The sequence below is a fragment of the Brevibacillus halotolerans genome, from assembly GCF_026891775.1.
Taxonomy (GTDB): domain Bacteria; phylum Bacillota; class Bacilli; order Brevibacillales; family Brevibacillaceae; genus Brevibacillus_B; species Brevibacillus_B halotolerans.
In genome coordinates this window covers 71,270-94,953 of record NZ_JAPTNK010000019.1, presented here as the reverse complement: position 1 = coordinate 94,953, position 23,684 = coordinate 71,270, and the positions used below count along the sequence as shown (strand labels likewise).

General features: G+C 40.5%; 25 protein-coding genes. 9 read left to right on the top strand and 16 right to left on the bottom strand.

Translation table 11 applies throughout. From position 1 onward, the window contains the following. Positions 1 to 146: 146 nt before the first annotated feature. The 3 genes from ytxJ to O0550_RS20025 form a co-directional block, all read right to left on the bottom strand. Positions 147 to 473: a bacillithiol system redox-active protein YtxJ gene (gene ytxJ / locus O0550_RS20035; RefSeq protein ID WP_003334832.1), complete on the bottom strand. Its 327-nt coding sequence runs from the start codon at positions 471 to 473 to the stop codon at positions 147 to 149. A gap of 84 nt (positions 474 to 557) precedes the next feature. Continuing rightward, a complete protein-coding gene (locus O0550_RS20030) occupies positions 558 to 959 on the bottom strand; it encodes a hypothetical protein (RefSeq protein ID WP_003334831.1) in 402 nt (133 codons plus the stop codon). Between the two features lie 319 nt (positions 960 to 1,278). After that, a complete protein-coding gene (locus O0550_RS20025) occupies positions 1,279 to 1,518 on the bottom strand; it encodes a hypothetical protein (protein WP_003342505.1) in 240 nt (79 codons plus the stop codon). A 161-nt stretch (positions 1,519 to 1,679) separates the two neighbouring features. Between O0550_RS20025 and O0550_RS20020 the strand changes: the two genes are divergently transcribed. Then, complete coding sequence (locus tag O0550_RS20020) at positions 1,680 to 2,792, top strand: aminopeptidase (RefSeq protein WP_096887608.1); 1,113 nt, start codon at positions 1,680 to 1,682, stop codon at positions 2,790 to 2,792. Between the two features lie 88 nt (positions 2,793 to 2,880). Here the strand turns inward: O0550_RS20020 and O0550_RS20015 are convergent, their stop codons facing one another. Next, positions 2,881 to 3,420 carry a PadR family transcriptional regulator gene (locus tag O0550_RS20015; protein WP_003334827.1) on the bottom strand — a complete coding sequence of 180 codons (540 nt, stop codon included), beginning with the start codon at positions 3,418 to 3,420 and terminating at the stop codon, positions 2,881 to 2,883. A 390-nt stretch (positions 3,421 to 3,810) separates the two neighbouring features. Between O0550_RS20015 and O0550_RS20010 the strand changes: the two genes are divergently transcribed. After that, positions 3,811 to 4,524, top strand: a complete 714-nt coding sequence (locus tag O0550_RS20010) for a S1C family serine protease (protein ID WP_003334825.1) — start codon at positions 3,811 to 3,813, stop codon at positions 4,522 to 4,524. Positions 4,525 to 5,020: 496 nt separating this feature from the next. On the opposite strand, the gene O0550_RS20005 is transcribed toward O0550_RS20010, so the two are convergent. The 4 genes from O0550_RS20005 to O0550_RS19990 form a co-directional block, all read right to left on the bottom strand. Then, positions 5,021 to 5,551, bottom strand: a complete 531-nt coding sequence (locus O0550_RS20005) for a chromate transporter (protein ID WP_003342503.1) — start codon at positions 5,549 to 5,551, stop codon at positions 5,021 to 5,023. Between the two features lie 18 nt (positions 5,552 to 5,569). Then, entirely contained in the window at positions 5,570 to 6,148 is a 579-nt protein-coding gene (locus O0550_RS20000) for a chromate transporter (protein ID WP_258427133.1), read from the bottom strand. Positions 6,149 to 6,691: 543 nt separating this feature from the next. Then, positions 6,692 to 6,841, bottom strand: a complete 150-nt coding sequence (locus O0550_RS19995) for a hypothetical protein (protein WP_003342496.1) — start codon at positions 6,839 to 6,841, stop codon at positions 6,692 to 6,694. Between the two features lie 106 nt (positions 6,842 to 6,947). Next, positions 6,948 to 7,235 carry a DUF2325 domain-containing protein gene (locus O0550_RS19990; RefSeq protein ID WP_003334818.1) on the bottom strand — a complete coding sequence of 96 codons (288 nt, stop codon included), beginning with the start codon at positions 7,233 to 7,235 and terminating at the stop codon, positions 6,948 to 6,950. A gap of 289 nt (positions 7,236 to 7,524) precedes the next feature. On the opposite strand from O0550_RS19990, the gene O0550_RS19985 reads away from it, so the two are divergent. Beyond that, entirely contained in the window at positions 7,525 to 8,172 is a 648-nt protein-coding gene (locus tag O0550_RS19985; protein WP_003334817.1) for an IMEF encapsulin system ferritin-like cargo protein, read from the top strand. A 27-nt stretch (positions 8,173 to 8,199) separates the two neighbouring features. Further along, complete coding sequence (locus O0550_RS19980; RefSeq protein WP_003334816.1) at positions 8,200 to 9,042, top strand: family 1 encapsulin nanocompartment shell protein; 843 nt, start codon at positions 8,200 to 8,202, stop codon at positions 9,040 to 9,042. Between the two features lie 167 nt (positions 9,043 to 9,209). On the opposite strand, the gene O0550_RS19975 is transcribed toward O0550_RS19980, so the two are convergent. The 7 genes from O0550_RS19975 to O0550_RS19945 all read right to left on the bottom strand — a co-directional run bounded on the left by O0550_RS19975 (position 9,210) and on the right by O0550_RS19945 (position 16,872). Beyond that, a complete protein-coding gene (locus O0550_RS19975) occupies positions 9,210 to 9,683 on the bottom strand; it encodes a hypothetical protein (RefSeq protein WP_035318662.1) in 474 nt (157 codons plus the stop codon). A gap of 309 nt (positions 9,684 to 9,992) precedes the next feature. Further along, positions 9,993 to 10,286: a hypothetical protein gene (locus O0550_RS19970; protein WP_003334814.1), complete on the bottom strand. Its 294-nt coding sequence runs from the start codon at positions 10,284 to 10,286 to the stop codon at positions 9,993 to 9,995. Further along, a complete protein-coding gene (locus O0550_RS19965; protein ID WP_003334813.1) occupies positions 10,280 to 10,516 on the bottom strand; it encodes a helix-turn-helix transcriptional regulator in 237 nt (78 codons plus the stop codon). Before O0550_RS19965 ends, O0550_RS19970 begins: the two co-directional genes overlap by 7 nt. A gap of 189 nt (positions 10,517 to 10,705) precedes the next feature. Next, positions 10,706 to 11,881 (bottom strand): pyridoxal phosphate-dependent aminotransferase, encoded by a 1,176-nt coding sequence (locus O0550_RS19960; protein ID WP_258427132.1) that lies wholly within the window; start codon positions 11,879 to 11,881, stop codon positions 10,706 to 10,708. A 154-nt stretch (positions 11,882 to 12,035) separates the two neighbouring features. Next, on the bottom strand, positions 12,036 to 13,277 hold the full coding sequence (locus O0550_RS19955) for an efflux RND transporter periplasmic adaptor subunit (RefSeq protein WP_258427131.1): 1,242 nt from the start codon (positions 13,275 to 13,277) through the stop codon (positions 12,036 to 12,038). A gap of 21 nt (positions 13,278 to 13,298) precedes the next feature. Continuing rightward, positions 13,299 to 16,427 (bottom strand): efflux RND transporter permease subunit, encoded by a 3,129-nt coding sequence (locus O0550_RS19950; RefSeq protein ID WP_003334809.1) that lies wholly within the window; start codon positions 16,425 to 16,427, stop codon positions 13,299 to 13,301. After that, a complete protein-coding gene (locus tag O0550_RS19945) occupies positions 16,402 to 16,872 on the bottom strand; it encodes a MarR family winged helix-turn-helix transcriptional regulator (RefSeq protein WP_096887614.1) in 471 nt (156 codons plus the stop codon). Before O0550_RS19945 ends, O0550_RS19950 begins: the two co-directional genes overlap by 26 nt. Positions 16,873 to 17,350: 478 nt before the next feature. Here O0550_RS19945 and O0550_RS19940 point away from each other — a divergent pair, with 478 nt between their 5' ends. The 3 genes from O0550_RS19940 to O0550_RS19930 all read left to right on the top strand — a co-directional run bounded on the left by O0550_RS19940 (position 17,351) and on the right by O0550_RS19930 (position 21,055). After that, positions 17,351 to 18,820, top strand: a complete 1,470-nt coding sequence (locus O0550_RS19940; protein WP_101669078.1) for a YcdB/YcdC domain-containing protein — start codon at positions 17,351 to 17,353, stop codon at positions 18,818 to 18,820. A gap of 80 nt (positions 18,821 to 18,900) precedes the next feature. After that, the gene (locus O0550_RS19935; protein ID WP_068793561.1) at positions 18,901 to 19,440 is read left to right on the top strand and encodes an RNA polymerase sigma factor; all 540 of its coding nucleotides are present in this window, start codon (positions 18,901 to 18,903) and stop codon (positions 19,438 to 19,440) included. Beyond that, positions 19,424 to 21,055 (top strand): YcdB/YcdC domain-containing protein, encoded by a 1,632-nt coding sequence (locus O0550_RS19930; RefSeq protein ID WP_096887616.1) that lies wholly within the window; start codon positions 19,424 to 19,426, stop codon positions 21,053 to 21,055. Before O0550_RS19935 ends, O0550_RS19930 begins: the two co-directional genes overlap by 17 nt. A 96-nt stretch (positions 21,056 to 21,151) precedes the next feature. Here the strand turns inward: O0550_RS19930 and moaC are convergent, their stop codons facing one another. Continuing rightward, positions 21,152 to 21,640, bottom strand: coding sequence for a cyclic pyranopterin monophosphate synthase MoaC (gene moaC, locus O0550_RS19925; RefSeq protein ID WP_003334804.1), 489 nt, complete (start codon positions 21,638 to 21,640; stop codon positions 21,152 to 21,154). A 254-nt stretch (positions 21,641 to 21,894) separates the two neighbouring features. Here moaC and moaD point away from each other — a divergent pair, with 254 nt between their 5' ends. Both moaD and O0550_RS19910 read left to right on the top strand, forming a co-directional pair. After that, positions 21,895 to 22,599, top strand: coding sequence for a molybdopterin converting factor subunit 1 (moaD, locus tag O0550_RS19915; RefSeq protein WP_022585982.1), 705 nt, complete (start codon positions 21,895 to 21,897; stop codon positions 22,597 to 22,599). 39 nt (positions 22,600 to 22,638) lie between these two features. After that, on the top strand, positions 22,639 to 23,667 hold the full coding sequence (locus O0550_RS19910) for a ThiF family adenylyltransferase (RefSeq protein WP_258427130.1): 1,029 nt from the start codon (positions 22,639 to 22,641) through the stop codon (positions 23,665 to 23,667). Positions 23,668 to 23,684: the final 17 nt, after the last annotated feature.

Genomic DNA, 23,684 nt, shown 5'->3' with positions numbered 1-23,684 from the left:
TTCCATAGGGTAACTCACTCTCGTTGCCAAAGAAAAAACACCTCCAGGTTACTTCCATATCTTACGACATGGTTGCATTCTCTTGAAGGTGTTTTGATTTGTCTCACGTTATGGGGTCAGTCCCATGGGGTCTTTCTCCTATCTGCTTATTTCATAGCTTGCTCAATAGCGTCCTTCGTAATCTTCCAATGAGAGGTATGCCATGATACTGCACCGTCCTCAATAAGGAAGATTTGTGGTGATTCGTGTTTAATCTGAAATTGCTCCGCGATCTCATTGGAGACAGGGCGAGCTTCACGAACGAGAACCTCGGCAGCCTCCACATCGCTATTTGCTTGCAAATACGCATGAAAATGCTCATGAGCAGACGTACTGATCGGACAAACCGTACTATGCTTAAACAGCAATAGTTTGCCTGGTTTCTTTAAGAATTCTTGCAGGTCTTCTTGGGATTGCAACTGTTGAAATGCCAAATAAGCCCACTCCTTTCTCAATACCTTAGATGAACATTATGATAAAGAGAAAGCGAGCGAAAGGCAAATTTTTTCCTATTTCCATTACACTTCTATCTTAATTTGAGTCAGCTTTCTTTGGATTTCATTAATCCATTGCTGATCATTAAGCGATTTAGCCAGCAAGTATAAATCAAGTAGTTCATTTACTCTCTCATCAATCTTATCTTTTAATTCTTCATCCCCACTCTGTTCAGCGATGATGACGAGTAAATTCGCAAATTCACTGATTGCTTCGAAAGCAACCTCTTGCTCTTTTGGTTGATCTCCTAAGTTAGTCATCAGTTGTTTAAGATCATCCTTGACGAGATCGACAACCGATGTACAAGCACATGCTTCATCTTTGCAGACATGAATAGGCACATTACGAATTTTCACCCGACTGCGATAGATTACACTGCGCAGCGCGATGTCCATTTCTTTGCCACATTTGCTGCAATATTTCATTTGTATTTCTTCTCCTCTCTCAAAACTGCCTTCCGTCCAGCTTTATCTGTCTGTGTATTGATCTTATGTCTGTGTCACCCAGTTCGAGTGAAGGATATCATAATCCTGCTGAAGATCGATTGGTACATGATGGCAGTCATTTTTAACGCTAAACGCCCAAACGCTTTCTCCATATGTAAAAAGCGCATCCTCTACACATTGTAGGGGTTTCCTTTCACTTTTACATGTCATACTTTCTGTAACTAGATGAAAACTTTGGCATCCATCCATTGATTTTGGTAGATAAATGCCAAAGATACCAGTATTCTTGCCCCAACAATTAGTGATAAATAGCGTTTACTTTCTCGCATGTAGGACAAATAGCAATTTTACCCGAATGTCCAATTTCATCCTCTACCCGATAACCGGTAATTTTTTCTGAGAAGCAAAAGAGACACTCTGAATTAAATTCCATATCGTATTGAGCTTTCCAAGCAATCGATTTGAAATCCTCACCCACACAAATAGTCATATACAAGTGCTCGTTTGGTTGTAACGCTTTGATATCTCGATTCATCATATCCATTCCCCGCCTTTTTGTGAATGTCTTTATTATCATTCAGCTTTTCCACATTTTCAGAATAATAAACATCAATAAAAATATTTTTACCGAGGTACTTCGCTTTCCAAATTTTTTTGTGTACAATATGAGCAAGGTCATAAAAGTGAGGAGATACATATATGAAAGATCCACGTTTAGAAAAATTGGCACACAATTTGGTCAATTATTCCATTCGTGCTCAAAAGGGCGAGCACGTTCTTATTCATTCCACCGGTCATCAGCCTGAGTTAGTAAAAGCCCTCATTCGCAAAGTATACGAAGCTGGAGCTCACCCATATGTTCAGCTTCAAGACCCTGCCATTCAACGTGAATTATTAATGAACACAAACGAAGAACAACTGGCTGTCCTGCGAGATGCTGACGTTGCCTTTATGAAAAAAATGGATTGTTTCATCGGAATTCGTGGAAGCAATAACATCACGGAGCTTTCTGATGTTCCAAGCGACAAAATGAGTATGTATTCGCGGCAATTACAAAGACCTGTTACAGATATCCGTGTCCCTGAAACAAAATGGGTCGTTATGCGTTATCCAAACGAATCCATGGCTCAATTGGCTAGCATGAGCACAGAAGCGTTTGAAAACTTTTACTTTGATGTTTGCAATTTAGATTACAGCAAAATGTCCAAGGCTATGGACAACCTGGTAGAGCTGATGAATAGAACGGATAAAGTTCGCTTAACTGCTCCAGGAACAGACCTAACCTTCTCCATTAAAGACATTCCAGCAATCAAATGCGCTGGAGAGTGTAACATTCCAGACGGTGAAATTTTCACTGCTCCTGTGAAGGACTCTGTAAATGGTACCCTTTCCTATAACACTCCATCTCCGTATCAAGGCTTTACCTTTGAAAATGTGAAGCTGACATTTAAAGATGGAAAAATCATTGAGGCTACTGCTAACGATACAGAACGTATTAACAAAATCTTCGATGAGGATGAAGGTGCACGTTACATTGGAGAATTTGCTATCGGTGTGAACCCTTATATCCAAAATCCAATGAAAGATATCCTGTTCGATGAAAAAATTGACGGAAGCATTCACTTTACGCCTGGACAGGCATATGATGAAGCGTTTAACGGAAATAAATCTTCCATTCACTGGGATATGGTATTAATTCAACGTCCAGAATGGGGTGGTGGAGAAATCTACTTCGATGATGTTTTAATCCGTAAAGATGGGCGTTTTGTCCTACCAGAGCTAGAATGCCTCAACCCTGAAAATCTTAAATAAAACAAAACTAATAAAACCTCGAGGGCTAATACCCCCGAGGTTTTATTAGTGTGACCGTTTTCAATTGAAGAAAGAGCCATATTCAGCTTTAGGATATATGAGCAACATTTTGCCCCTTGTCCATCATTTGCTTCTTCCCCTTTAGGAATTGAATAGCCCCATCTAGCTGATGCAGGGTATACTCCCAGCACATCTTTTGGTACTCATTTAAATCCTGCATGCTTTTTTGATAGCTGTTTCGAATAATTTCTTGACGCTTTTCCTGATAAGCAATCAAATCATCAAAAAAGTGCTTCTGATCCTCTGCGGTATGCAAATCACAAAAGAATAAACGGGTTAACATATCAGAGCGAACGATCGGCCCTTCAATTTCCGTCTTTAGTTCCTGATGAAATTGATCACGTCCTTGTTGTGTAAGACCATACATGATTTTGTTTGGCTTTCCTGACTGTAGGACCTCTTCTTTTGTAACATGTCCTTCCTGCTCCAGCTTTTTAAGAGCTGGATAGATTGCACCATAACTCGCATCGTAAAAGAAACCGATGCTACTCGTAAAGAACTGCTTTATATCGTAGCCGCTCATTTCACGATAATGTAATAAGCCTAAAATGATTGATTTGACGTCCATAACATTTCCTCCGGATGTAGGCTTTGTACAAAATTCCACTAATTTACTTACATTATTCTCTCTTTATTTCAATATTATAAAATGTTTAACTTCATATTAGCAACATTCTACCAAGAAATGAATCCTTCTCCCCCTTCCTACGAGAGTAACGCTTTAAATCGTTATAGCACAAGTTTCTTTAGGCTTATTTCCCTCTCTTTCATATAGTAAAAGCATCCTATATTCCTAGTTTTTGTATCTATTTTCAGGAATTTTCTGTGATATCTGATTACTTACATTTATTTTTGAGACTATTGTACTGGTCTCTCTCCATAATTGGGCGTTCCACCTTTATCCTTTCCTCCATAAGATGATGTATACCTATCTGCAGGGAAGTAAGGAGATGAAGTTGTGAAACCTAGAGGCTGGTCCTATACGAATACAAAATATCAGCAGATGAGTAATCTACATCCATTCAACTTCTTTGTTCCGTTAGTGGAACAGGTAAAGCACGGCGTAGTTTCCCTGATCTGCGAAGACAACACCTCCCCTCCCGACATCGATCAAATTTTGCAAAGCTTTTTGGACATGGAACCACTCGAAGCAGGCCAGACAGAAAAGAGCTTTGGTTCCGGCTTCATTTTTCATCCCAAAGGCTATATTCTCACCAGCGAGCACGTTATAGGAAAAGCTAAGTCGATTTTTGTGAAAATGTGGAATGGAAAAGTATTTGAAGCAAAGCTTGTTTTTAGTGATCCTCAACGAGATTACGCTATCGTAAAAATTGAATCCGACATACGTCTTAGCCCATTAACTCTAGGTAATTCAGGTGAGGCACGCGTAGGTGAATGGGTCATTAGTGTCGGGAGTCCCCTTGGCCTAGAGAATTCAGTTACAGCGGGAATTATCAGTGCAAAAAATAGGCGTATTCAGGTATCAAAACGCTTGTACGATGAAATTTTTCAAACAGATGCTGCCATTAACCCAGGTAATAGCGGAGGTCCCTTAATTAATTTACACGGTGAAGTAATTGGCTTAAACGCATTCATCATCCAGTCTAGTCAATGTCTCGGATTTGCCATTGGGATTGATAGTATCAAGAAAAAGATTCAGCAACTTTTATAACTTCATTTTTTCCTACCACACGTAACAATAAACGTCTAAACGAAAAAGAGTTGCCATCTCATCTCAAAGAGCTGGCAACCCCTTTTTTGCTACTAGTTCAAATCGCAAATCATCTAGAAATTCACTCTACTGTGTATGATTATCAACAAACCACAGAGCAATCGGTTCGTGATCACGTCCAATAATCTAACCACACCTAGCTTCTCCTAGAACCTACAGCATATTACCCGATGCCCCATAGCCTTTATGGGCAGAGCTAGATGTTGAAAAGAAGAAAATCCTCCAATCCCCTTTAGTCATTCCTTCTAAGGGCATTCAAGGCGACCTGAGGATTGCACATGACCCTGAGGCGGCTAAAATGCCCATCAGCCCAAAGAACATACTGTACGTTCTTCTTTTATAAGTAAGACAAAAATAATTGCATGGTAGGTACGTTTATCAGGCTCTAAGCTATTATCATGCCGAGGATCAAGACAGAAGATGTGTTTTCCCTCGATTATTTAATAAAAAATCCTCCGTAGCCCATCGCTAGTATAATAACGAAGGCTGGATGAACCTTGCGTTGTTCCATCAGAAAATAGGATGCACTACCTAGTATCAATGTGTGCCATAAACCAATTTGCTCACAGGAACCAAGAATAAATTGCACCGCCAGCGTACCCAGCAAAACAGTAACGATTGGGCGAATCGAATGTGTCATCGCTTTGATTTGCGGCGCTTGGCGGAATAAATGAAATACACCTAATAAACCAATCATAGCAATCGCAGTTGGGGCAACCGTAGCAAATAAACCAACCATAGCTCCCGGAATCCCCGCCACTTGATAGCCAATATACCCACCCAGCTTTGTGGAAATTGGACTTGGCAAGGCGTTCGCTAATGCTAACGTTTCCCCGAACTCCTCAACTGTCATCCACATATAATGAGTAACGACTTCATTTTGGATCAGCGGAATACTCGGAGGTCCTCCTCCGTAGCCGAGAATATTGGTAATAAAAAACGCCCAAAAAATCTGTAGATAAATCATAGCGTTAGACTCCTTTGCTTAGTTTTGCTGCTGGTTCTTTTGCCGCTTGGTATGCCAGGTGGAGTACGCAAAGGCGATCACTAAGGTTATAGCAACGAACAAACCCGGATGAATTTGAAAAGGAACTAACGCAATTACTGAAATGAACAATATCGTTAGAAAGCCTTGTTTTTCTTGCCTATTTTTACTATCCTTCCAGCACTTTTTAAAAAAGTCATAGGTCATTACCACCATCATGACCGCAATGACTGGTTGGATGGCTTCGATCATCCCACGTACTGTCTCGGAGGTCTTCAGCACATTTACGAACTGCATCAGAACAATCATCAGAAACAGAACAGGAAAGACCATGGCTGAGATAGCGATGATGGCACCAAGCCATCCCTTTACCTTGTATCCAATATATGCAGCCATCTTGGTGGCAATCGGCCCAGGTAAGGTATTGCCAAGTGCATAGTTATCGGCGAACTCCTCCTCGCTAACCCATTTATATTTCTTGACGCACTCGGCATGCACTAGTGGTATCATGGTTGGGCCACCACCATATCCAAAAATGCCAATCCGAAAGAATGCCAAAAATAATTGCCAATAAACCATCTTCTCTCCTCCTGTCTCCATAAGATTTCTTTATCACATGTCACGAAATCAATTTTCCTTGACCTTCTTCTTGTCAAGTCGGGGATATTGTCTTACATAAGTTTGCTTCTTGATTTGTTGTTCCATCGTATGGAATAAATGTAGAGAGATCTTTGGCTCCTGAAATCATAGTTACTATCATTGCCGCGAACCTATTGTATACTTCTTTCCGATCATTGTAATAAATTTTTATCCTTAAATAAAAGCTGCTCTTCCTATTTACCATTTCATTTCAAAAAACACATGCTCGAAAGACTGGCTACGCTTTTTCTCACATCGCGATTCCCCTACTAATCCCTGTGTTTTCCCATCCTTAGTTGGAAATTTCCTCCATACACACCCAGATATCTTGCCATTTAAGGTGCATGATCCCTACAAAAAAGCGCTTTCATCAAAAAATAAAAAAAGCAAAATGGAATCGGTTCATCCATCTTGCTTTTATTCTCTATAAAAAATGATTTTCTCATAGTAATATTCATTGTCATAGTACACAGAAGTTCATAATTACACTTCCTGCTTTTTAGAAAACGCAATCAGATAGACTTCCTGACCGGTTTGAGTGTTGATTTCCTGTTCGATTTGCTTTAATTGTTGTAGCTGCGCAGAGTCTAACTCTGCAAATGGCATCTCACTAAGTTGTTTAATCGGTTCCATCTTCTCACCCACCTCCCATTATTAAGGATATTTTTTATCATATCCCCAAAGGAAGGAAAGTATGCACGTATGTAATCGTCAAAGATTGGGTGGTTATTTTTCCTACCTAAGCACTTACAGTTTGCATTTGAAGCACTTGCGATACAGCCGAGCAAGAACGTTTACAAAAACAAATAGGTACTTGCTTATCTTTGGCCTTAGACTTGATCTTTTTAGCTAGGTTATGATTAACAAAATCGGTTAGAACCAAGATCATTTTAACATCAGATGGAATTTTTAAACTGGTTTCTGAGCTTTTTCTACCTGTGATGTGGTGAATTTTTTTGTACCCAACCTCTTCAAGTATTTGTAAGATGTTACCTAACCTATCCCCACCGATAATTAATATAGACATAATAAAAATCCTCCTTTAGATAGTGTGTGCATATGACTCTGATGGTCAAAAACAGTTCGCGCACTGTTTATTGGTTATATGTCTCTGAAGCGAAAAAGTTAATTGAGAATAAATATCATTCTTATTGATAAATATTATCATTCCCAATTAAGTTTGACAATACTCTGTACTATTTTTTTCTCGTTTGTTCACACTATTTTTACTAGCTACAGCTCCATCCTTGATTGGATGGTTTTCCCACGGTTATAATCAGGCTATCACTAATTCTTAAAAAAGGAGGTGGGAGTTTATGTTGCAGGAAATTAAGCAGCTCCACACCATCTTTACCCGCACATTAGAAGGCATCAATGTTTTCCGCACCATGGTTCAACCTTTAATTGATCACGCTAGGGATGAACATATGAAGCTTTACTATCACCATATTTCTGAAGAAGAAGAACAACGGGAAGAGCGTCTACATGATCTCGTTCCGCGTTTGTCTCAGATCATTCAGGAAAAAAATTTGGACCAGCTAAGTGATCGCGAACTGTCTCATTTGCTCTCAGACCTAAACTTAGAACGATTTGGCCTGCACAATTTCCGTGAGCACTTGGAATTAGCGCTGTATGAGTTTACAGACGAGCCTAGTCGTTTAAAGCTAGATAGCATGCGTGAAAACACACATCAGGATTATTTAGCAACCAAAGAGATCATGGTGAAGTTGAGCGAGAAATTCTCCGATGTCGTTCCAGCAAAAATGGATACGCATGATCATGACCATGGCCATGATATCCATCAGGTGAATCATTTTGAGGCTTCGTCTGCATTGCAGGATTCAAGCAGCTCTAAGCAGCCAGCAACCGTACATGCCGACACTCACAGCCACTCAGCAGAAACATCTGTTATGAAAAAAGGACTTACTGTTGGAAGTCTGCGTCATCTCAATCGTCATGTATAAGAGAAAAAGTTAAGATCGGAGGATTTTATGGATAAATCACAAAAATTCCCAGACTCCCCATTATCTAAGGAAGAATGGCGTCAATTAGATGAAACCATCGTTGACATGGCTCGCCGCCAACTAGTAGGCCGTCGATTCATTGACATTTATGGTCCATTAGGAGAAGGTATTCAAACCATTACCAATGATATTTATGATGAATCTCGTTTTGGAAATATGAGCTTGCGCGGTGAATCACTAGAGCTAACGCAACCTAGTAAACGTGTTAGCTTAACGATCCCGATCGTATACAAGGATTTCATGCTGTACTGGCGTGATATGGCTCAAGCCCGTACATTGGGTATGCCAATTGACCTTAGCCCTGCTGCTAATGCCGCTAGTAGCTGCGCTCTTATGGAGGATGATCTGATCTTTAATGGTAATCCTGAGTTTGACCTACCAGGTATTATGAATGTAAAAGGACGCCTCACCCATATTAAGAGTGACTGGATGGAATCAGGAAATGCTTTTGCTGATATCGTAGAAGCTCGTAATAAGCTATTAAAAATGGGGCACAGCGGTCCTTATGCCCTTGTTGTATCTCCAGAGCTGTATTCATTACTTCATCGTGTACACAAAGGTACCAATGTCCTTGAGATTGATCACATTCGCAACTTGGTTACAGATGGTGTATTCCAATCTCCAGTGATCAAAGGCGGTGCTCTGGTAGCTACAGGAAGACATAACCTAGACCTTGCTATTGCTGAGGATTTTGATTCTGCTTTCCTAGGTGACGAACAAATGAACAGCCTAATGCGTGTTTATGAGTGCGCTGTTCTCCGCATTAAACGTCCAAGTGCGATTTGCACATTAGAAATGACAGAGGAATAAAAGAGATATACAAGAAAGAGAGATAGCCGTTTGTAAGTAAAAGGCTGTCTCTCTTTTCATTTCTTCATCGTTAACGTATTTTTAGGACTGAATATTCAGTTTTTATTAAGGGTAAAAAAACCTTAGGGATGAACCTAAGGGTAGAATCCTTTCCATTTGGAAAATAATTAAGCAATCCGAACAACCTTTTGAGGATCAGTTGTATGTAAGAAAGGCATATCTACGTGGCTAGTCGCAATTTCATAGCCAATATCGCAGACTAAGATATCTACCTCTTCACGGAAAGGCAACGTACAGCTTCCCTCGTTTAATTCACATAGACGTTTTAAATGTTTAAGTCGCTCGTTCACTTTTTGCTCACGCATATGTTGATTTTCTAAATCACAAACATTGACATGACGTGCATCTACGACCATGCTGATATCCTGAATGTGAACGATTAAACGTTTTCCCTCTTCTGTAACAAATCCAAGCGAACAGAATTGAGAATCGGACATTTCTAGACGAGTAATCACCGCATGCTTATACTCTTCACCAGAGCGAAGCTTGATGGTATCAGCTTCGACAGCACCACCTATTTTACGCTCGTTGGATACAACCGTATACATATCGGTATAACCGTTAATTTGGTATCTCGTCATCGGAAATTCACTCCTATTCTTATCCTATCTGCTAATGAGACTCATTATCAATTTTATCTGTATCGTATAATGAAAATCATTATTAGTCAATATTGAGACTGTAACGAATGTTTTTATCTACTAAATAGGTTTTCCTCGATAACTCAGATTTAATCTGTAAAAATGATCCAACATCTATTCGCTACATTTCCTAGCATAAATCTATGATCCTCCTAATATCCAAAAAGGGCCTAATTGTGCCAGATCAGAATTTACATCTCGGCTACGATTAGGCAGTCTTATCAAGCTAAAATTGTTCCTTCTATTGGATTAAGCAGTTTTATTTTTATAAAAAATATAGACCGCAACCATAATGCCAGAGAACCAAATAGACATTAAGGCAAAATCTAAAGCAACTTTATATCCAAGGGAAACAAATGATAGCTTGGTTGTCAAAAAGGAAAGAAGGATTCCAATCACAGCAATGGAATACCCTAATGTATATCCATTAGCTAAAATTTGTTGACCACGTTCATCTTTCCCTTCTGACCTCGTGAAAGCAACGGTGTATGACACCGAAATGACATAGGTAATCACAAGGAAAATAAATAGAAACTCTAACATTCTGGCACATCTCCCTTATCTACTTCATATTGAAATACTTCATTTATATCAACCTCAAATAAATGAGCAATTTTAAAGGCTAGCATAAGAGACGGATTGTAGCGATTTGCCTCTAAAGACACAATCGTTTGTCTGCTAACACCTAATTTGTCAGCTACCTCCTTTTGCGACCAGCGTTTCTTTGCACGTAGCATAAATAATTCGTTTCGTATTTTTCCTTCCTTTTCCAAAAAACCACATCCTCTCGACTTTAATGTAATATATTTTTTACATAATGTAAATGATTTTTATCAAAAAGTAAAAAATATATGCATATCTAGCTTGAAATATCCAAAATAAAAAAGCTCACTAGCAGTATGGAAAACCGCCAGATGAGCTTTGACTTAGGAAAACGTTTGTACATAATCTTTTTTTGGGGCTTATTTCGTAAACAGCTGTAGCTTCTGAATTCGTTTCACTGCTTCCCGCAAGCGTTCCTCTGTGTTCAAAAGCCCTAACCGTACATATCCCTCACCATGCGCTCCAAAGCCTATCCCAGGAGCAACCATTACATGAGCTTTACATAAGAGCTCATCAGCCAATTGGGCAGATGAATAACCAGTTGGAATGGGAAGCCAAGCAAAGAACGATCCCTGTGATGGTGTCGCCTTCCAGCCAATTTCATGCAGTGCTGTATACAGGGCGTTTCGGCGGCTTTCATAGGTAGCCACCAGCTCTCGGACGCAGTCCTGAGAATCCGTCATGGCTTTAGCCGCTGCCATTTGAACAGCTCCGAACAAGCTTACAAAGTAATGGTCCTGCAACGTGTTGATTAGCTTAACCAGCTCTTTGTTTCCTACCATTGCGCCTACACGCCAGCCTGCCATGTTATAGGTTTTTGATAGGGTGTAGAACTCAACTCCTACCTCTTTTGCACCTGGAACCTGCATGAAACTAACTGGTTTTTTTCCATCAAAGGAAATGGCTCCATATGCAAAATCAGAACAAACCACAATTTCATGCTTTCGAGCAAACTTGATGGTTTCCTCATAAAATTCGAAAGGTGCGTTGACTGCTGTCGGGTTGTTCGGATAGTTTAAAAACATCAGTTTAGCTTTTTCTAAATCAACCGCATCTAATTGGCCATAATCAGGTAAAAACTGATTATCTACAGTCAAAGGCATGGGAACCATACGTCCGCCTACCACAGCTACTCCAGACCAATAATCTGGATAACCAGGATCAGGAACCAAGGCGACATCTCCCGGATTCATCAATACCTGACAAATCTCTACTAGCCCTGTCTTACTGCCAAATAAAATGGCTATCTCTTCTTCTGGATCAAGGTCTACATCAAATTCCTGCTTATACCAATGTGCTACGGCTTGCTTTAATTCCAGCCGTCCCTGAAAAGGCGGATACTTATGATGCATAGGATCTTTCGCCTGTTTTGCCATTTCTTCTACAATATGGGGAGGTGTCGGTAAATCAGGATTTCCCTGCCCCAGATTAATAACGTCATGACCCTCACTAATTACCTTGTTAACCTTTGCTACCATCGTTGAAAAAAATTGGGTGGGTAACTGTTCCATCATGGAAGCAGGCGTGATACGCATCGCTTTCCCTACTTTCTTTTTCAGAGTAAACTGACATTTATGTAATCAAAAACAGCTTTTTGATCTGTAAGAGAAAGACCCCTTTCTTTTTGTAAGCAAAGAAAGGAGTCGTTTGTAACAATGATTTTATACTAGTTAGTGTAGCTAGTTTTTGTCAATCCATTTTTTGAATCTCAACTTTTCCTCCGTCTTTAAGCATGGACTGGCCTCTGATAACTACTTTTTCTCCCAAAGAAACACCTTTTTTAATCTCAATTAGATCGCTTGATTCCTCGCCAGTTTCTACAGCTACTTTCTTAGCGATATCGCCTTCCACTTTATATATATACTTTTTGCCGTTTTCATCGAACACAGCTTTACGTGGAATGGCAACAGCCTTCTGAGCTTTACTGGAGGTTGATTGGATTTTTAAATTAACAACCATATCTGCCTTTAATTCGTTTTTCGGATTTGGCACAGTGATTTCGATTGGATATGCTTTCAACTGTTGATCCATTGTAGGACTGATAGCGGTAATTGTTGCCTCTATTTTTTTATTCAAGGCAGTCAATTCAACCGTTGTACGATCCCCTACTTTTATCTTAGTAATTTCATCCTCTGATAAGTTTGCTTTTACTAAGAGTGGATTGGTGTTAACTAGAACAACAACTGGGACCTGCCCTGAAGCTATTTCTCCCACATGTCCCCCCACCTGAGCTACAAAGCCAGAGATTGGAGCTGCTACTGTAGAATTGCTCAGCTGCTCACGGGCACTGGCAAGCGCAACTCGCGCTTGGTTAACAGATGCTTCTGAAACCACGATGCCTGATTTTTTAGAGGCTGAGTTATAGTCTACCTTTGCGTTATTAAAAGCAGTTTCCGCATTCTTCAATGCTGCTTGCGCTTGTTCATTCTGCTGCTGAGCCAGGGCTCCTTGATTAAATAGCTCTTGGCTTCGAGTGGCATCACGCTTTGCATCCTGATAGGCACGCTCTGCCTGTGCTAATGCATTCTTAGCTGTTTCAACAGATTGTGCTGTGCTAGTACCACTTTGGCTGAGTCCCGCTACCGAAACCTGATACTGGGCTTCGGCCTGACGAACCGCATTTCTGAGGTCATCTTGGTCTAGCGTAAATAGTACAGAGCCTTTTTGTACATATTGACCCAGCTTTACATTTAGGGTTTGAATTTTACCTGGTGCTTTTGGTGAAATTTTTACTTCCTGGCTCGGAGCCAATTTACCAGTATAGCCTGCTCCTGAAGCGATAGAATCTTCTATTGCTGGGCTTATTTGCACCGGAGTTGGCGCTTCCGCCTCGGCAACCTGAGGAGTTGCAGCCGGTTCTTCGCCCGTGCACCCCGTTACTGTTAAAGCAGCAACGAGTATAAGCGGTAAGCCCCATTTACTTTTTACCATTGTTAGTCCTCCTTTACCTCATTACACTTCTTCTACTACAGTAGGCGTATTCTTCTTTTTCCGATTAAAACGATTCTTGAACTTACGGCCCCAGTTATCAAATGTGACATATACGACAGGGACAAGTACAAGAGTGATTAGCGTGGAGAATGTTAGACCGAAAATAACCACAACTGCCATTGGAGCTTGGGATTCGTTACCGGAACCACCTGCAAATGCGAGTGGAGTAATGGCTAGAACAGTCGCTAACGTAGTCATCATGATCGGACGTAGACGAATTGGACCAGCTTTTAAGATTGCAGCATCTCGATCTAAACCGTCCTTGCGAGCTGTAATAATGTAATCCATAAGAACGATCGCATTATTTACAACAATACCTACTAACAAGATATAACCAATCAGGGCCGGTACTGACAATGGTTGACCTGTCACAAACAATCCAACCACAACCCCAATAAAGGTAGGCGGTACAGAGAACATGATGATAAACGGACTAAATAGGGACTCAAATTGGCTCGCCATAACCATGTAGACAAGAACAATAGACAAGAGAATCGCCAGACCTAGACTGCCAAAGGATTCTTCCATATCTTTAGACTGACCGCCGTATTCAATATGGTATCCATCTGGAAGATTCAATTGTGCCAGTTTTTCTTGAACCTCACCCATAATCGAGTTCAGGTCACGACCACTAGTATCAGCGGTAATGGTAACCTCACGAGTCTGATCCGCACGTTTAATCATTTGTGCTACTTCCACTTTTTCCACTTTAGCAATAGCACCTATTGATACTTGCGCCCCGCTAGGAGTAGTAACCGTCAAACGCTCTAAATGCTTTGGTTCATCCTGAATCGTTTTTGGCAAACGAACTTTTACGTCAACCTCATCGTCACCTGTCTGATAACGAGTTAAGGTTTGCCCTTCAAAAGCCGTCCGTACATATGACAGAACCTGTTGTGTACTTAGGCCATATTGACTTGCCTTTTCACGATCGACTACTACCTGGAACTCTCGGTCTTTTTCTTCTAAAGAAGTGGTTAAGTTTGCCGTTCCAGAAACCTTGCCGACCACACCCATAATAATATTACTGATATCATCTAATACCTCTAAATCATCACCACGTAAGCTGATTTCCAGTGGCGTACCGCCCATGCCACCCATGCCATCCAAATGTTTAACCGTAATTTCTGCACCAGGTATATTTTTAACCTGATTTCGTAAGTCATCAATGATTTGATCTGTGGTACGTGTACGCTCTTTTGCATCTACTAGGGTAAGCTGTAGCTCTCCGCGGTTCGTAGCACTATTCGCTAGCACAGATACACCCGCACTCCCAATGGATACATACAATTCTTTTAGTTCAGGTACCTTTTTCACTATTCCTTCAAGTTCGTTAATAACTTTTTCCGTTTCCTGAATGCGCGTGTTATTAGCTAGTTTCGCAGCTACAGTAATTTTTCCTTGGTCCATGGAAGGAATAAATTCCGCTCCAATAAACGGTGTCAAAATGATAGCACCCACAAACATAAGGGCTACAGCAAGGTAAACGGTCTTACGCCAATTGATTGCCCATTTTAGGAATCTTCCATAGTAATGAGAAAGTTTCGTAAAGCCAATGTTAAACCATGTGATCGGATTGAAGCCCCGATACGTTCCAGAATGGTAGATTTCCTCATCCGGGATGCGTTTCAAAATTCGTGCAGACATCATAGGCACAAGTGCAATAGATGCTAAAAGTGCCGCTATATGTGAGTACACAACCGTTAGTGCCAATGGTCCGAATAATTGAGAAGCTAATCCTTCAACGAACATGATCGGCAAGAATACACAAATTTGGGCAAGAGCAGAAGCCATAACCGCTGTTCCCACCTCTTGGGAACCAAAGCGAGCAGCTTGCACCATTGATTTGCCTTCCTGTCGATGTCTGAAAATATTTTCTAGGATAACGACAGCGAAGTCAACCAACGAGCCTAGTCCAAGTGTTAAACCACCAAGCGAGATCAGGTTGATTGTCTGACCCGTAAAATACATTAAGCAGAAGGTAGCAATTACAGAAATCGGAATTACAACTGCAATAATTAAAACAGAGCGAACGCTATTTAAAAACAAGAGTAGAATAATGGTCGAGAATGCCGCCCCTATCAAGGCATGCTCAGCCACTGTGTAGATTGAATCTTTAATAAACTGTGAAGAATCCGTGATCATGGAAATCTCAGTACCTGGTGGCAGATTCTCCTTTAGCCTCTCAATCTCTACTTTGGCTGCATCTGCAACTTTAATGGTATTTCCGCCTGAAGCTTTTGTAACAGAAATTCCTACAGTCGGTTTCCCATTATAATAACTGAACTGGGTTTGTTCCTTATACGTATCCTCGACAAAAGCAATATTTTTTAGCGGAATAGTTGAAGCACCAACCACTATAGGTGTTTCACCAATATCCTTAATCGTTGTATACTCTCCTTGGACGCGAATGCTTAGCTTTTTATCTCCTTCACGTACCATACCAGCTGCTCCAGAAAGGTTAGTCCCCATTAAAGCCTGCTGTACTTGTTCTAAAGTAATACCGTAAGCAGTGATTTTGTCAGAATCAAGCGTTACTTCAATGATACGTTCCTTCCCACCATTAACTCCGACAGAAGCGACTCCATCAATACGTTCAATTCGAGATTTAATAACATTATCAGCTAATTCCTTTAGCTTCGTAATATCATTGTTACCTGTTAGTGCAAACGTCATGATTGGCTCACTATTTGGGTCTAGCTTAAGAACACGCGGCGCTTTAGCCGTGTCTGGCAATGCTCCCCGCACCTGGTCTACCTTGTCACGCATGTTTAGCGTGGCTTGGTCCATGTTGGTGCCCCAATTAAACTGGACGATAACCTGTGAGGCTCCACTCATGGAAAACGACGATAACTTACTTACATTAGGAACAGTCCCTAATGCTTCCTCTACAGGCTTTGTTACTAATTTTTCCACTGATGCAGGTGTCCCGCCCTCAACCGAGGTTACAACAACAGCAACCGGCAGGTTCAGGTTAGGATAGAGTTCTACCGCCAATTTGGGTAGCGACACGAATCCAAAAATGAGGACGGCTAATGCCAGCATCACGATGGTTACGGGTCGATTAATCGCAAACCTTGATATGTTCATCTCTGTTCCCTCTCTCCTTTAATAAGGAATGATATTTTTTCTCAAGATAATGATTGAGCAATTCTAAAGATTGAGTAATTTGTTTTCGTTCATGTTCCTTCATCCCCTCAAATAATTCGGGTAAGTACTGATCTTTCATTAGTGGAAATCGTTTTTGAAGCTGAGAAAAATCTTGAGCAAGAAAAACCCAGACTATGCGTCTGTCGTTATGATCTCGCTTGCGAATTACTAAGTTCGCTTTTTCCAAACGATCAATGATGCCAGAAACGGTGCTATAGGATAATTCTAGACTTTTACTTATTTCTCCAATTGTCTTCGGATTTTCTTTTACTTGATGAATCACCATAATCTGAGGTTTAGTAATGCCGCTCTCCACCAGCTCTTGTGTAAAAATCCCGATGTATAAGTTCCACATGTCCATCAATCGATCAGTGAGCTCATTCATAGAATCACGGCAACCTCCTCCTACTGTTTTTATTTCGCTATACGAAACATTATGTCATGATGATTACCTTGTATCAAGAATTTTCCAAAGCTACTTATGCCTAAAAGCAGCTTCTGTCATTGGTCTAACTGATAATACGTAACTCCTTACAAAAAATTTCTCTTTCCAATAATTTGATGTGCTTTTTTGTGTGAATTATAGAAAAGTTTATCTTTTTTTCATTAGAATGTCGACAATCACGCGTAAACAGCATGCCCTTTCAATACAATTTTACTCAGATAAATGCTCCTCCCTGCGTAACTTCAGCTTGAAGCAAGCTGGGGACCCCTTCTTACCACCGTATGCCCCCTCTATTGTCACTCCCTTGAAGAAGTTCATTTTTATAAAATTTCCTTTTGAAAAAATAATTGTAACTTTTCTTTTTTTATTCTCGACCTTGTATGTGAGCAAGAAAAATGAAAAGAAAAGGAAGATAATTATGAAAAAATCAACGAATAAAACAGTCTTGAGTCTTATGGCAGCTCTTATGCTTTCATCAACTCCGGTATGGGCTAGTGCCAAAACAATTTCAGAAGAACCTGAAAAAATTCAAACTATACAGGAGTTAGATCAGGTCGTAAAAAAATCAATCGAACAACTGACTGAAGTTCTTCCTGAATTAAAAGAGTTTACCGAAATGGAGATAAGTCAGTTTTCTGAAGGGAGCACTCGCATTATTCTTTCTAAAGAAAAAGGCGTGCTGTACCCATCGGTTAAAATCGTATTAAATTCTGCAGGAGTCATTGAAGAATTCGACATTGATAGAGAAGAGATTTACTCTAAAGAACCCGTAGACAAGGAAATGGCAACGGAAAAAGGCAAGGCTTTTCTGAAAAAATTACTGGGCGATCGTGCCAATCAGTATAAGGTTAGCGGAAATATTAAACCTGCAGGAGGAGAGAACGATGGCACCTATTCCTGGATTAATATCACCTTTAATCGCATGATCGGCGACATTACACTTAATGATGATTATTATTATCTTCGTATCAATCCAAATGGAGATATTATCGGAATGGTAAAGAAATCCCCAACTAGCTCTGATGAAGACTTACCAAAGCCGGAAAAGATAATCAGTAAGGAACAAGCGGAAGAGGCATTAGCTAAAGTAATTCATCCATTCATTAAAGCTAACGATGGGAAAGTAATCTATCGCTTCTTAGAGACTCCTTATGTGAATGCCGAAACAGGAGAAAGAATTATCAGCTTCCATGACAGAATTTTTTCTGATCCATACCCGACTAAGCAAAATGGAGAAAAATTGGTAGCTAAAACGTCCGATGAAGCAGCCAAAGTTCTAAAGTCCGTACTTGATTTTGATGTAACTGGATTAACCTTAGATGAACAAATGGACAATGGACAAAAACTATACATGTGGTACAAAAATAAAGAAAGGATGGCCGTGGTTGCAACAAAGGAAAATCAGGTAATAGATGTAGTAATCGATAATAAAAGAATGCCTGAAGGTGCAAAAGCTAAAATTTCTATAGAAGAAGGTCAAACGCTTGCTGTCAATACTCTTCAAAAATACCTAGGTGACGATGTAAAAGAATTGATTAATGAGTCATCGGCTTTGCTTAGTGAGAATAATGTTGTCGTTGATTACAAAATAAGTCCTGTTCATGCAGGTATTGAGATTTTTGACCGTTCTTATACAGTAACAGTGAATCGAATTACTGGTAAAGTAACCGCCATCCGTGGAATAGGTGAAACTTCTAAAAAACTACCAGACAAGGATTCAATTATTGATGCAAAAACAGCTGTAAAAGCCATTCTAAAAGATACTCCACTTAAGCTTGTCTACGTAACTGCAAGTACAACTGGCAAAGATGGGGATGCCTATCTTGCCTATACAGTAGATAATGATATAGCAATCGATGGAATTACCGGAAAACCAGTAAAAGAATAATTCTTTATATTGAAGTAATTACTCCACAAAGCCATCCTTACCTGTTGAGGATGGCTTTTATCCAGGAGGGGAGTTATGCCTTGACGGAAGACGAAAAGGAGCATATCCAGCATATATACCGTACTCATTATCAGGACATCTATCAATTTCTAGTCTATTTTACAGGTGATCAAAACGAAGCAGAGGATTTGACTCAGGAGGTATTTATTCGATTATTCCGTTCTTTGTCCAGCTATGATGGACGTTCTCCGCTAAAGCTATACATACTTTCCATCGCTCGTTATACCGCAATCGATCATTATCGGAAAAAAAAGCTCAAATATGTCTTTTCGGACATGTGGATAAAAACAATACCGGCCACATTTGGATTGCCTGAAAAAGAATTACAGCAAAAGGAATTACAGCAGAACCTACAGCAAATCTTTCAGTCACTGAAGCCAAAGCATAGAATGGTCATCATCCTCCGCGGTTTACGAGAGCTTTCTATAAAGGAAACCGCAGAAATTTTAGGGTGTAGCGAGGCAAAAGTAAAAGTCGATTACCATCGTGCCCTGAAGATTATGCAAAAAAAATGCCTTATTCCCTCGATGGGAGGATTATACGATGAACTTGCCAAGTGAAAAAGAGATCTTGCATGCTTTAAAGCAACGAGAGGATTTACATCCACGCTCTGAATTTGTTGAGGAGTGTGAAGCGGCGATCATGAAAAGTCTCACAAAAAGAAAACGAGCTCACATCTGGTATCTTCGCACTGCAAAAATATCCTGTATTGGTGTTGCCGTCATGTTAGTCGTTTGGCTCGGTTCCCCTCTCCGTCAACAACCAATGGAATGGGCACAAACAGAGCCTATTGTCAAGGAACCGTTACACAACGATCCGTCTATTTCCAAACCTCCTATAGAGAGAAAAGGTCCAACAATTCGTCCAACTGTTCAGGTCCCTACCCATACTCCGATCAAAGTACCAGATCGAGTGCCAGCACCACCTCTAGTAAAGGATCGAGATCAAAAGCCAGCACAAAATCCCGATTCTGCATCAGTCAATGAAAAGCCAGTTGAGCAGGTTGTCGAAAAAAAAGCGAGTCCTCTTGTAGAACAGCATCAAATGACTAAGCTTGAACAAATCGCATACGATTTTCTAAAGCCAAGACTTGGCGATTCTATCAATGGCTTTCAAGGCTTTAGTAGTCCAGAGAAAACTGCAGATTCTAAAATAGTGTATTATCGCATGGTTCATAATACTCCTATTCTCGATCAAAATATAAATCTATCCATTAATGTTCAAACAGAAGACGTATCTTCTTCTATTCAGGGTAATATTATGGAAGATATTGATCCACTTCGCTTTCCTCTTCCTAAGGATGTATTACCAAAAGCGAAAGTAGATGAGCTTATGGAAAAAGAAATGCACCTTGTTTATCAAAAAGTAGCTGAAAATCAATATGTATTGGGTTATCAACCGGCTATCTATGGATATATCGATGCTAAGAGCGGCGAATGGCTACATTCTTCCTATAAACAGCTTGATAAATCAAGTGGGGTAACAATACCCCTTACTTCAAGAAAACATTTCTCTGCCGAGTCAGAAGAAGACGTACATGCCATATTAGTTGATTTATTCAATCTGGACCCACAAACACTTAGCATACAGAATGGCTCATCCTATCAGGGCAAACAAAAGTATTATTGGAAAGATAACACAGGAAAGCTTGGTCAGATTGGAATAGATATTCTCAGTGGCCAGCTTCTTGGGTACTCTTTTGAATCAGAATCAAAAGCAAATCTTACTTTTTCTCCAATCAATAAAGTAGAAGCACAGCAAAAGGCGATCGCTTTCCTCGAACAAATCGTCCCTGCACAAATACAGGAGCTTTATCTGGACACCAACAAGGAAACTATCGATAAAAATTTTATTATTTTTACCTTTTATCCTAGCAAGGAAGGCATTCCTGTGATTAGTCATCCTTACTATGTCACAGTCGATATGGATACAGGTACAATCACGAATTATAAGGGCAGTTCTTTTGATCCAGCATTATTACCTACCAAATCCAGCATTCTATCAATTAAGGAAGCTACGCAGGCTTATATTCAGAGCTATCCGTTTCAATTAGCTTATATTTTATCCCCCAAAAACGGTATTCCCCGGTTAGTATATACGGTCTTACCAGATGACACCGAAGCAAAAACGATAGATGCAAAAACTGGGCAGCTACTTACTATGGAAAACAAATAATAAATCAGCCACCTTCTCTCATTGCTAGAAAAGGTGGCTCCTTTTATAGATGAATCCATAATGAAACGCTGGCTACTCTCTCTGCATGATGTACACCTATCCCTCTACCCGCTCATAGTCTCCACTCTTGCCACCCGTTTTTTTCACCAGATAGGTAGGACCAATAACCATTTCCTTATCCATTGCCTTACACATATCGTAGATCGTGAGTGTTACAGCACTCGCAGCCGTCAATGCTTCCATTTCTACTCCTGTTTTCCCTGTTGTTTTCACTTTAACCCATACCCCGATCGTATCCTCCCCTTCAAATTCATATGTAACATCTACGCCGGTTAGGGCTAAAGGGTGGCACATTGGTATCATATCTGAGGTTTTTTTTGCTGCCATAATGCCCGCTACTTGTGCTACAGCCAGTACATCCCCTTTGCTGATTTTCCCTTCTTTTACGCGTAGCAAGGTCTCCGGCTTCATCACAACACGGCTTCTAGCAACCGCCTCACGTTTCGTAACATCTTTATCTGAGATATCTACCATGCGCGCCCTGTTTTGTTCGTTAAAATGTGTAAGCTGATCGTGTGTAGACATAAATGATTTCTCCTTTTTTACAAACGTACTATCTCTGTTTGATTCTATGCTAATGTATTCGATTTGACTAATCAAATAAGTAAATCTTCCTACTACTCTCTTCCACGTTTCGCTTTCTTTGTCTTTTTCCGCTAAAAGAAGGGAGCGATTGTTTCATGACTTAGCTTCCGCCCTTCATTTCGCCATAGTGATATGGTATGTTCAAGAGAGAAACGGAAAATAGTAAGCAGAACGAAAGAAAAGAGGCTAATAACATGCAGGTTACCCTATTATTATTCGCCGGTTTAGCAGAACGCGCCGGACAAAATAGCATACAGATCGAATTACCTGATTCTAGTACCGTACAAGATTTACTCGATAAGCTGCCACATGAATATCCGGCTTTGAAGGAACTGCTATCCAGTTGCTTTGTATCAGTCAATCAAGAGTACGCAGATCACCATACTATTATAAAGGAAAACGACGAAGTAGCTATTCTCCCTCCTGTCAGCGGAGGCGAAGAGCCACGTTTTGCGATAACAGAAGCCCCTCTCTCGGTAGAACCGTTAATCAAACTAGTTTCTCACCGTAACTGCGGAGCTATTTTAACCTTTATCGGCACAGTACGTGAAATGACGCAAGGTCAGCGTACTGTCTACCTCTCATATGAAGCCTATATTCCCATGGCCATCGAAAAGCTTAAACAGGTCGAAGCAGAAATTCATGAGCGCTGGGAAAATATACGTGTAGCCATCCACCATCGAATTGGTGATCTTCAAATTGAAGAAATCGCAGTAGTCATTGCGGTCTCCTCCCCACACCGTAATGATTCCTTTGAAGCTGGTCGCTATGCGATTGAGCGTTTAAAACAAATCGTCCCGATATGGAAAAAGGAAATGTGGGAGGATGGAAACGAGTGGAAAGGGCATCAGCTAGGGCCTTGGAATCCAACCGCTGACTTGGATAGTGAGAAAAAGTAGTGTATTTCTGATTGTTAGGATGGAGTGAGCATAGAAGTCATGAATGAGAACAGATATTCGAGACAAATTTTATTCGCCCCGATCGGAGTGGCTGGACAAGAACGTTTGCGCAACAGTCGTGTTGCCATTGTTGGGATGGGAGCGCTGGGAACAGTGCTCTCCAACCATCTCGTTCGTGCTGGCATCGGGTTTGTACGGTTTATAGATCGAGATTTTGTAGAACCAAGCAATTTACAACGTCAAATGCTATATGACGAGGAAGATGCGAGACAGCATTTGCCAAAAGCGATAGCCGCCTATGAGAAATTATCTAAAATAAATTCAGATGTAGCATTGGAGCCTATCGTAGCGGATGTTACTGCTTTTCATGCCGAAAAATATTTATCCGATGTTGATCTTATTTTAGACGCTACCGATAACTTTCAGGTGCGCTATCTTATTAATGATGTAGCGGTTAAACATAATATCCCGTGGATTTATGGCGGAGCTGTTAGCGCAACTGGAACATATACTGCTATTCGTCCTGGTGAAACCCCCTGCCTACGTTGTCTATTTCCCGAAGCACCGAAGCCAGGCACAACCGCCACATGTGATACAGCCGGCGTAATTGGCCCAATCATACATGTAGTTGCCTCTTATCAGGCGACAGAAGCTTTTAAAATCCTTTTACAGGCAACAAATACCTACAATCCTCATCTGGAGCATTTCGATTTATGGAATAATACCCACCAGCAAATTAAAGTTCTCAAAGCGAAGCGTCCGGACTGCCCTACTTGTGGACAACGACAATTTGAGTTTCTGGAGACTAGCCCTGATGATGAACTGGCTACAGCCTTATGTGGTCGAGATACGGTACAACTAAGCCCTCGTGAAGCAATTACGCTTGATTTGTCTCAACTAGCAAAACGACTCGCTCCACTTGGAACTGTGGAACAGAATCGTTTCTTATTGCGGTTTTACATCGATTCCTACACTTTAGTAATCTTTCCAGACGGACGTGTGCTCGTTCAAAATACCGACGATATCGCCACTGCACGTAGCTTATTCGCCAAATTTATCGGTAATTAGGTAATTTTGTTACTATT

Coding starts and splice junctions, on each gene's coding strand:
- O0550_RS19990 (WP_003334818.1), bottom strand. CDS start 7,235: ATGTCTATATTAATTATCGGTGGGGATAGGTTAGGTAACATCTTACAA.
- O0550_RS20025 (WP_003342505.1), bottom strand. CDS start 1,518: ATGATGAATCGAGATATCAAAGCGTTACAACCAAACGAGCACTTGTAT.
- moaC (WP_003334804.1), bottom strand. CDS start 21,640: ATGTCTACACACGATCAGCTTACACATTTTAACGAACAAAACAGGGCG.
- O0550_RS19955 (WP_258427131.1), bottom strand. CDS start 13,277: ATGGTAAAAAGTAAATGGGGCTTACCGCTTATACTCGTTGCTGCTTTA.
- O0550_RS20020 (WP_096887608.1), top strand. CDS start 1,680: ATGAAAGATCCACGTTTAGAAAAATTGGCACACAATTTGGTCAATTAT.
- O0550_RS19945 (WP_096887614.1), bottom strand. CDS start 16,872: ATGAATGAGCTCACTGATCGATTGATGGACATGTGGAACTTATACATC.
- O0550_RS20015 (WP_003334827.1), bottom strand. CDS start 3,420: ATGGACGTCAAATCAATCATTTTAGGCTTATTACATTATCGTGAAATG.
- O0550_RS19970 (WP_003334814.1), bottom strand. CDS start 10,286: ATGTTAGAGTTTCTATTTATTTTCCTTGTGATTACCTATGTCATTTCG.
- O0550_RS19980 (WP_003334816.1), top strand. CDS start 8,200: ATGGATAAATCACAAAAATTCCCAGACTCCCCATTATCTAAGGAAGAA.
- O0550_RS20030 (WP_003334831.1), bottom strand. CDS start 959: ATGAAATATTGCAGCAAATGTGGCAAAGAAATGGACATCGCGCTGCGC.
- O0550_RS19975 (WP_035318662.1), bottom strand. CDS start 9,683: ATGACGAGATACCAAATTAACGGTTATACCGATATGTATACGGTTGTA.
- O0550_RS19930 (WP_096887616.1), top strand. CDS start 19,424: ATGAACTTGCCAAGTGAAAAAGAGATCTTGCATGCTTTAAAGCAACGA.
- O0550_RS19985 (WP_003334817.1), top strand. CDS start 7,525: ATGTTGCAGGAAATTAAGCAGCTCCACACCATCTTTACCCGCACATTA.
- O0550_RS19950 (WP_003334809.1), bottom strand. CDS start 16,427: ATGAACATATCAAGGTTTGCGATTAATCGACCCGTAACCATCGTGATG.
- O0550_RS19910 (WP_258427130.1), top strand. CDS start 22,639: ATGAATGAGAACAGATATTCGAGACAAATTTTATTCGCCCCGATCGGA.
- O0550_RS19995 (WP_003342496.1), bottom strand. CDS start 6,841: ATGGAACCGATTAAACAACTTAGTGAGATGCCATTTGCAGAGTTAGAC.
- O0550_RS19940 (WP_101669078.1), top strand. CDS start 17,351: ATGAAAAAATCAACGAATAAAACAGTCTTGAGTCTTATGGCAGCTCTT.
- O0550_RS20000 (WP_258427133.1), bottom strand. CDS start 6,148: ATGGTTTATTGGCAATTATTTTTGGCATTCTTTCGGATTGGCATTTTT.
- O0550_RS20005 (WP_003342503.1), bottom strand. CDS start 5,551: ATGATTTATCTACAGATTTTTTGGGCGTTTTTTATTACCAATATTCTC.
- moaD (WP_022585982.1), top strand. CDS start 21,895: ATGCAGGTTACCCTATTATTATTCGCCGGTTTAGCAGAACGCGCCGGA.
- O0550_RS19960 (WP_258427132.1), bottom strand. CDS start 11,881: ATGCGTATCACGCCTGCTTCCATGATGGAACAGTTACCCACCCAATTT.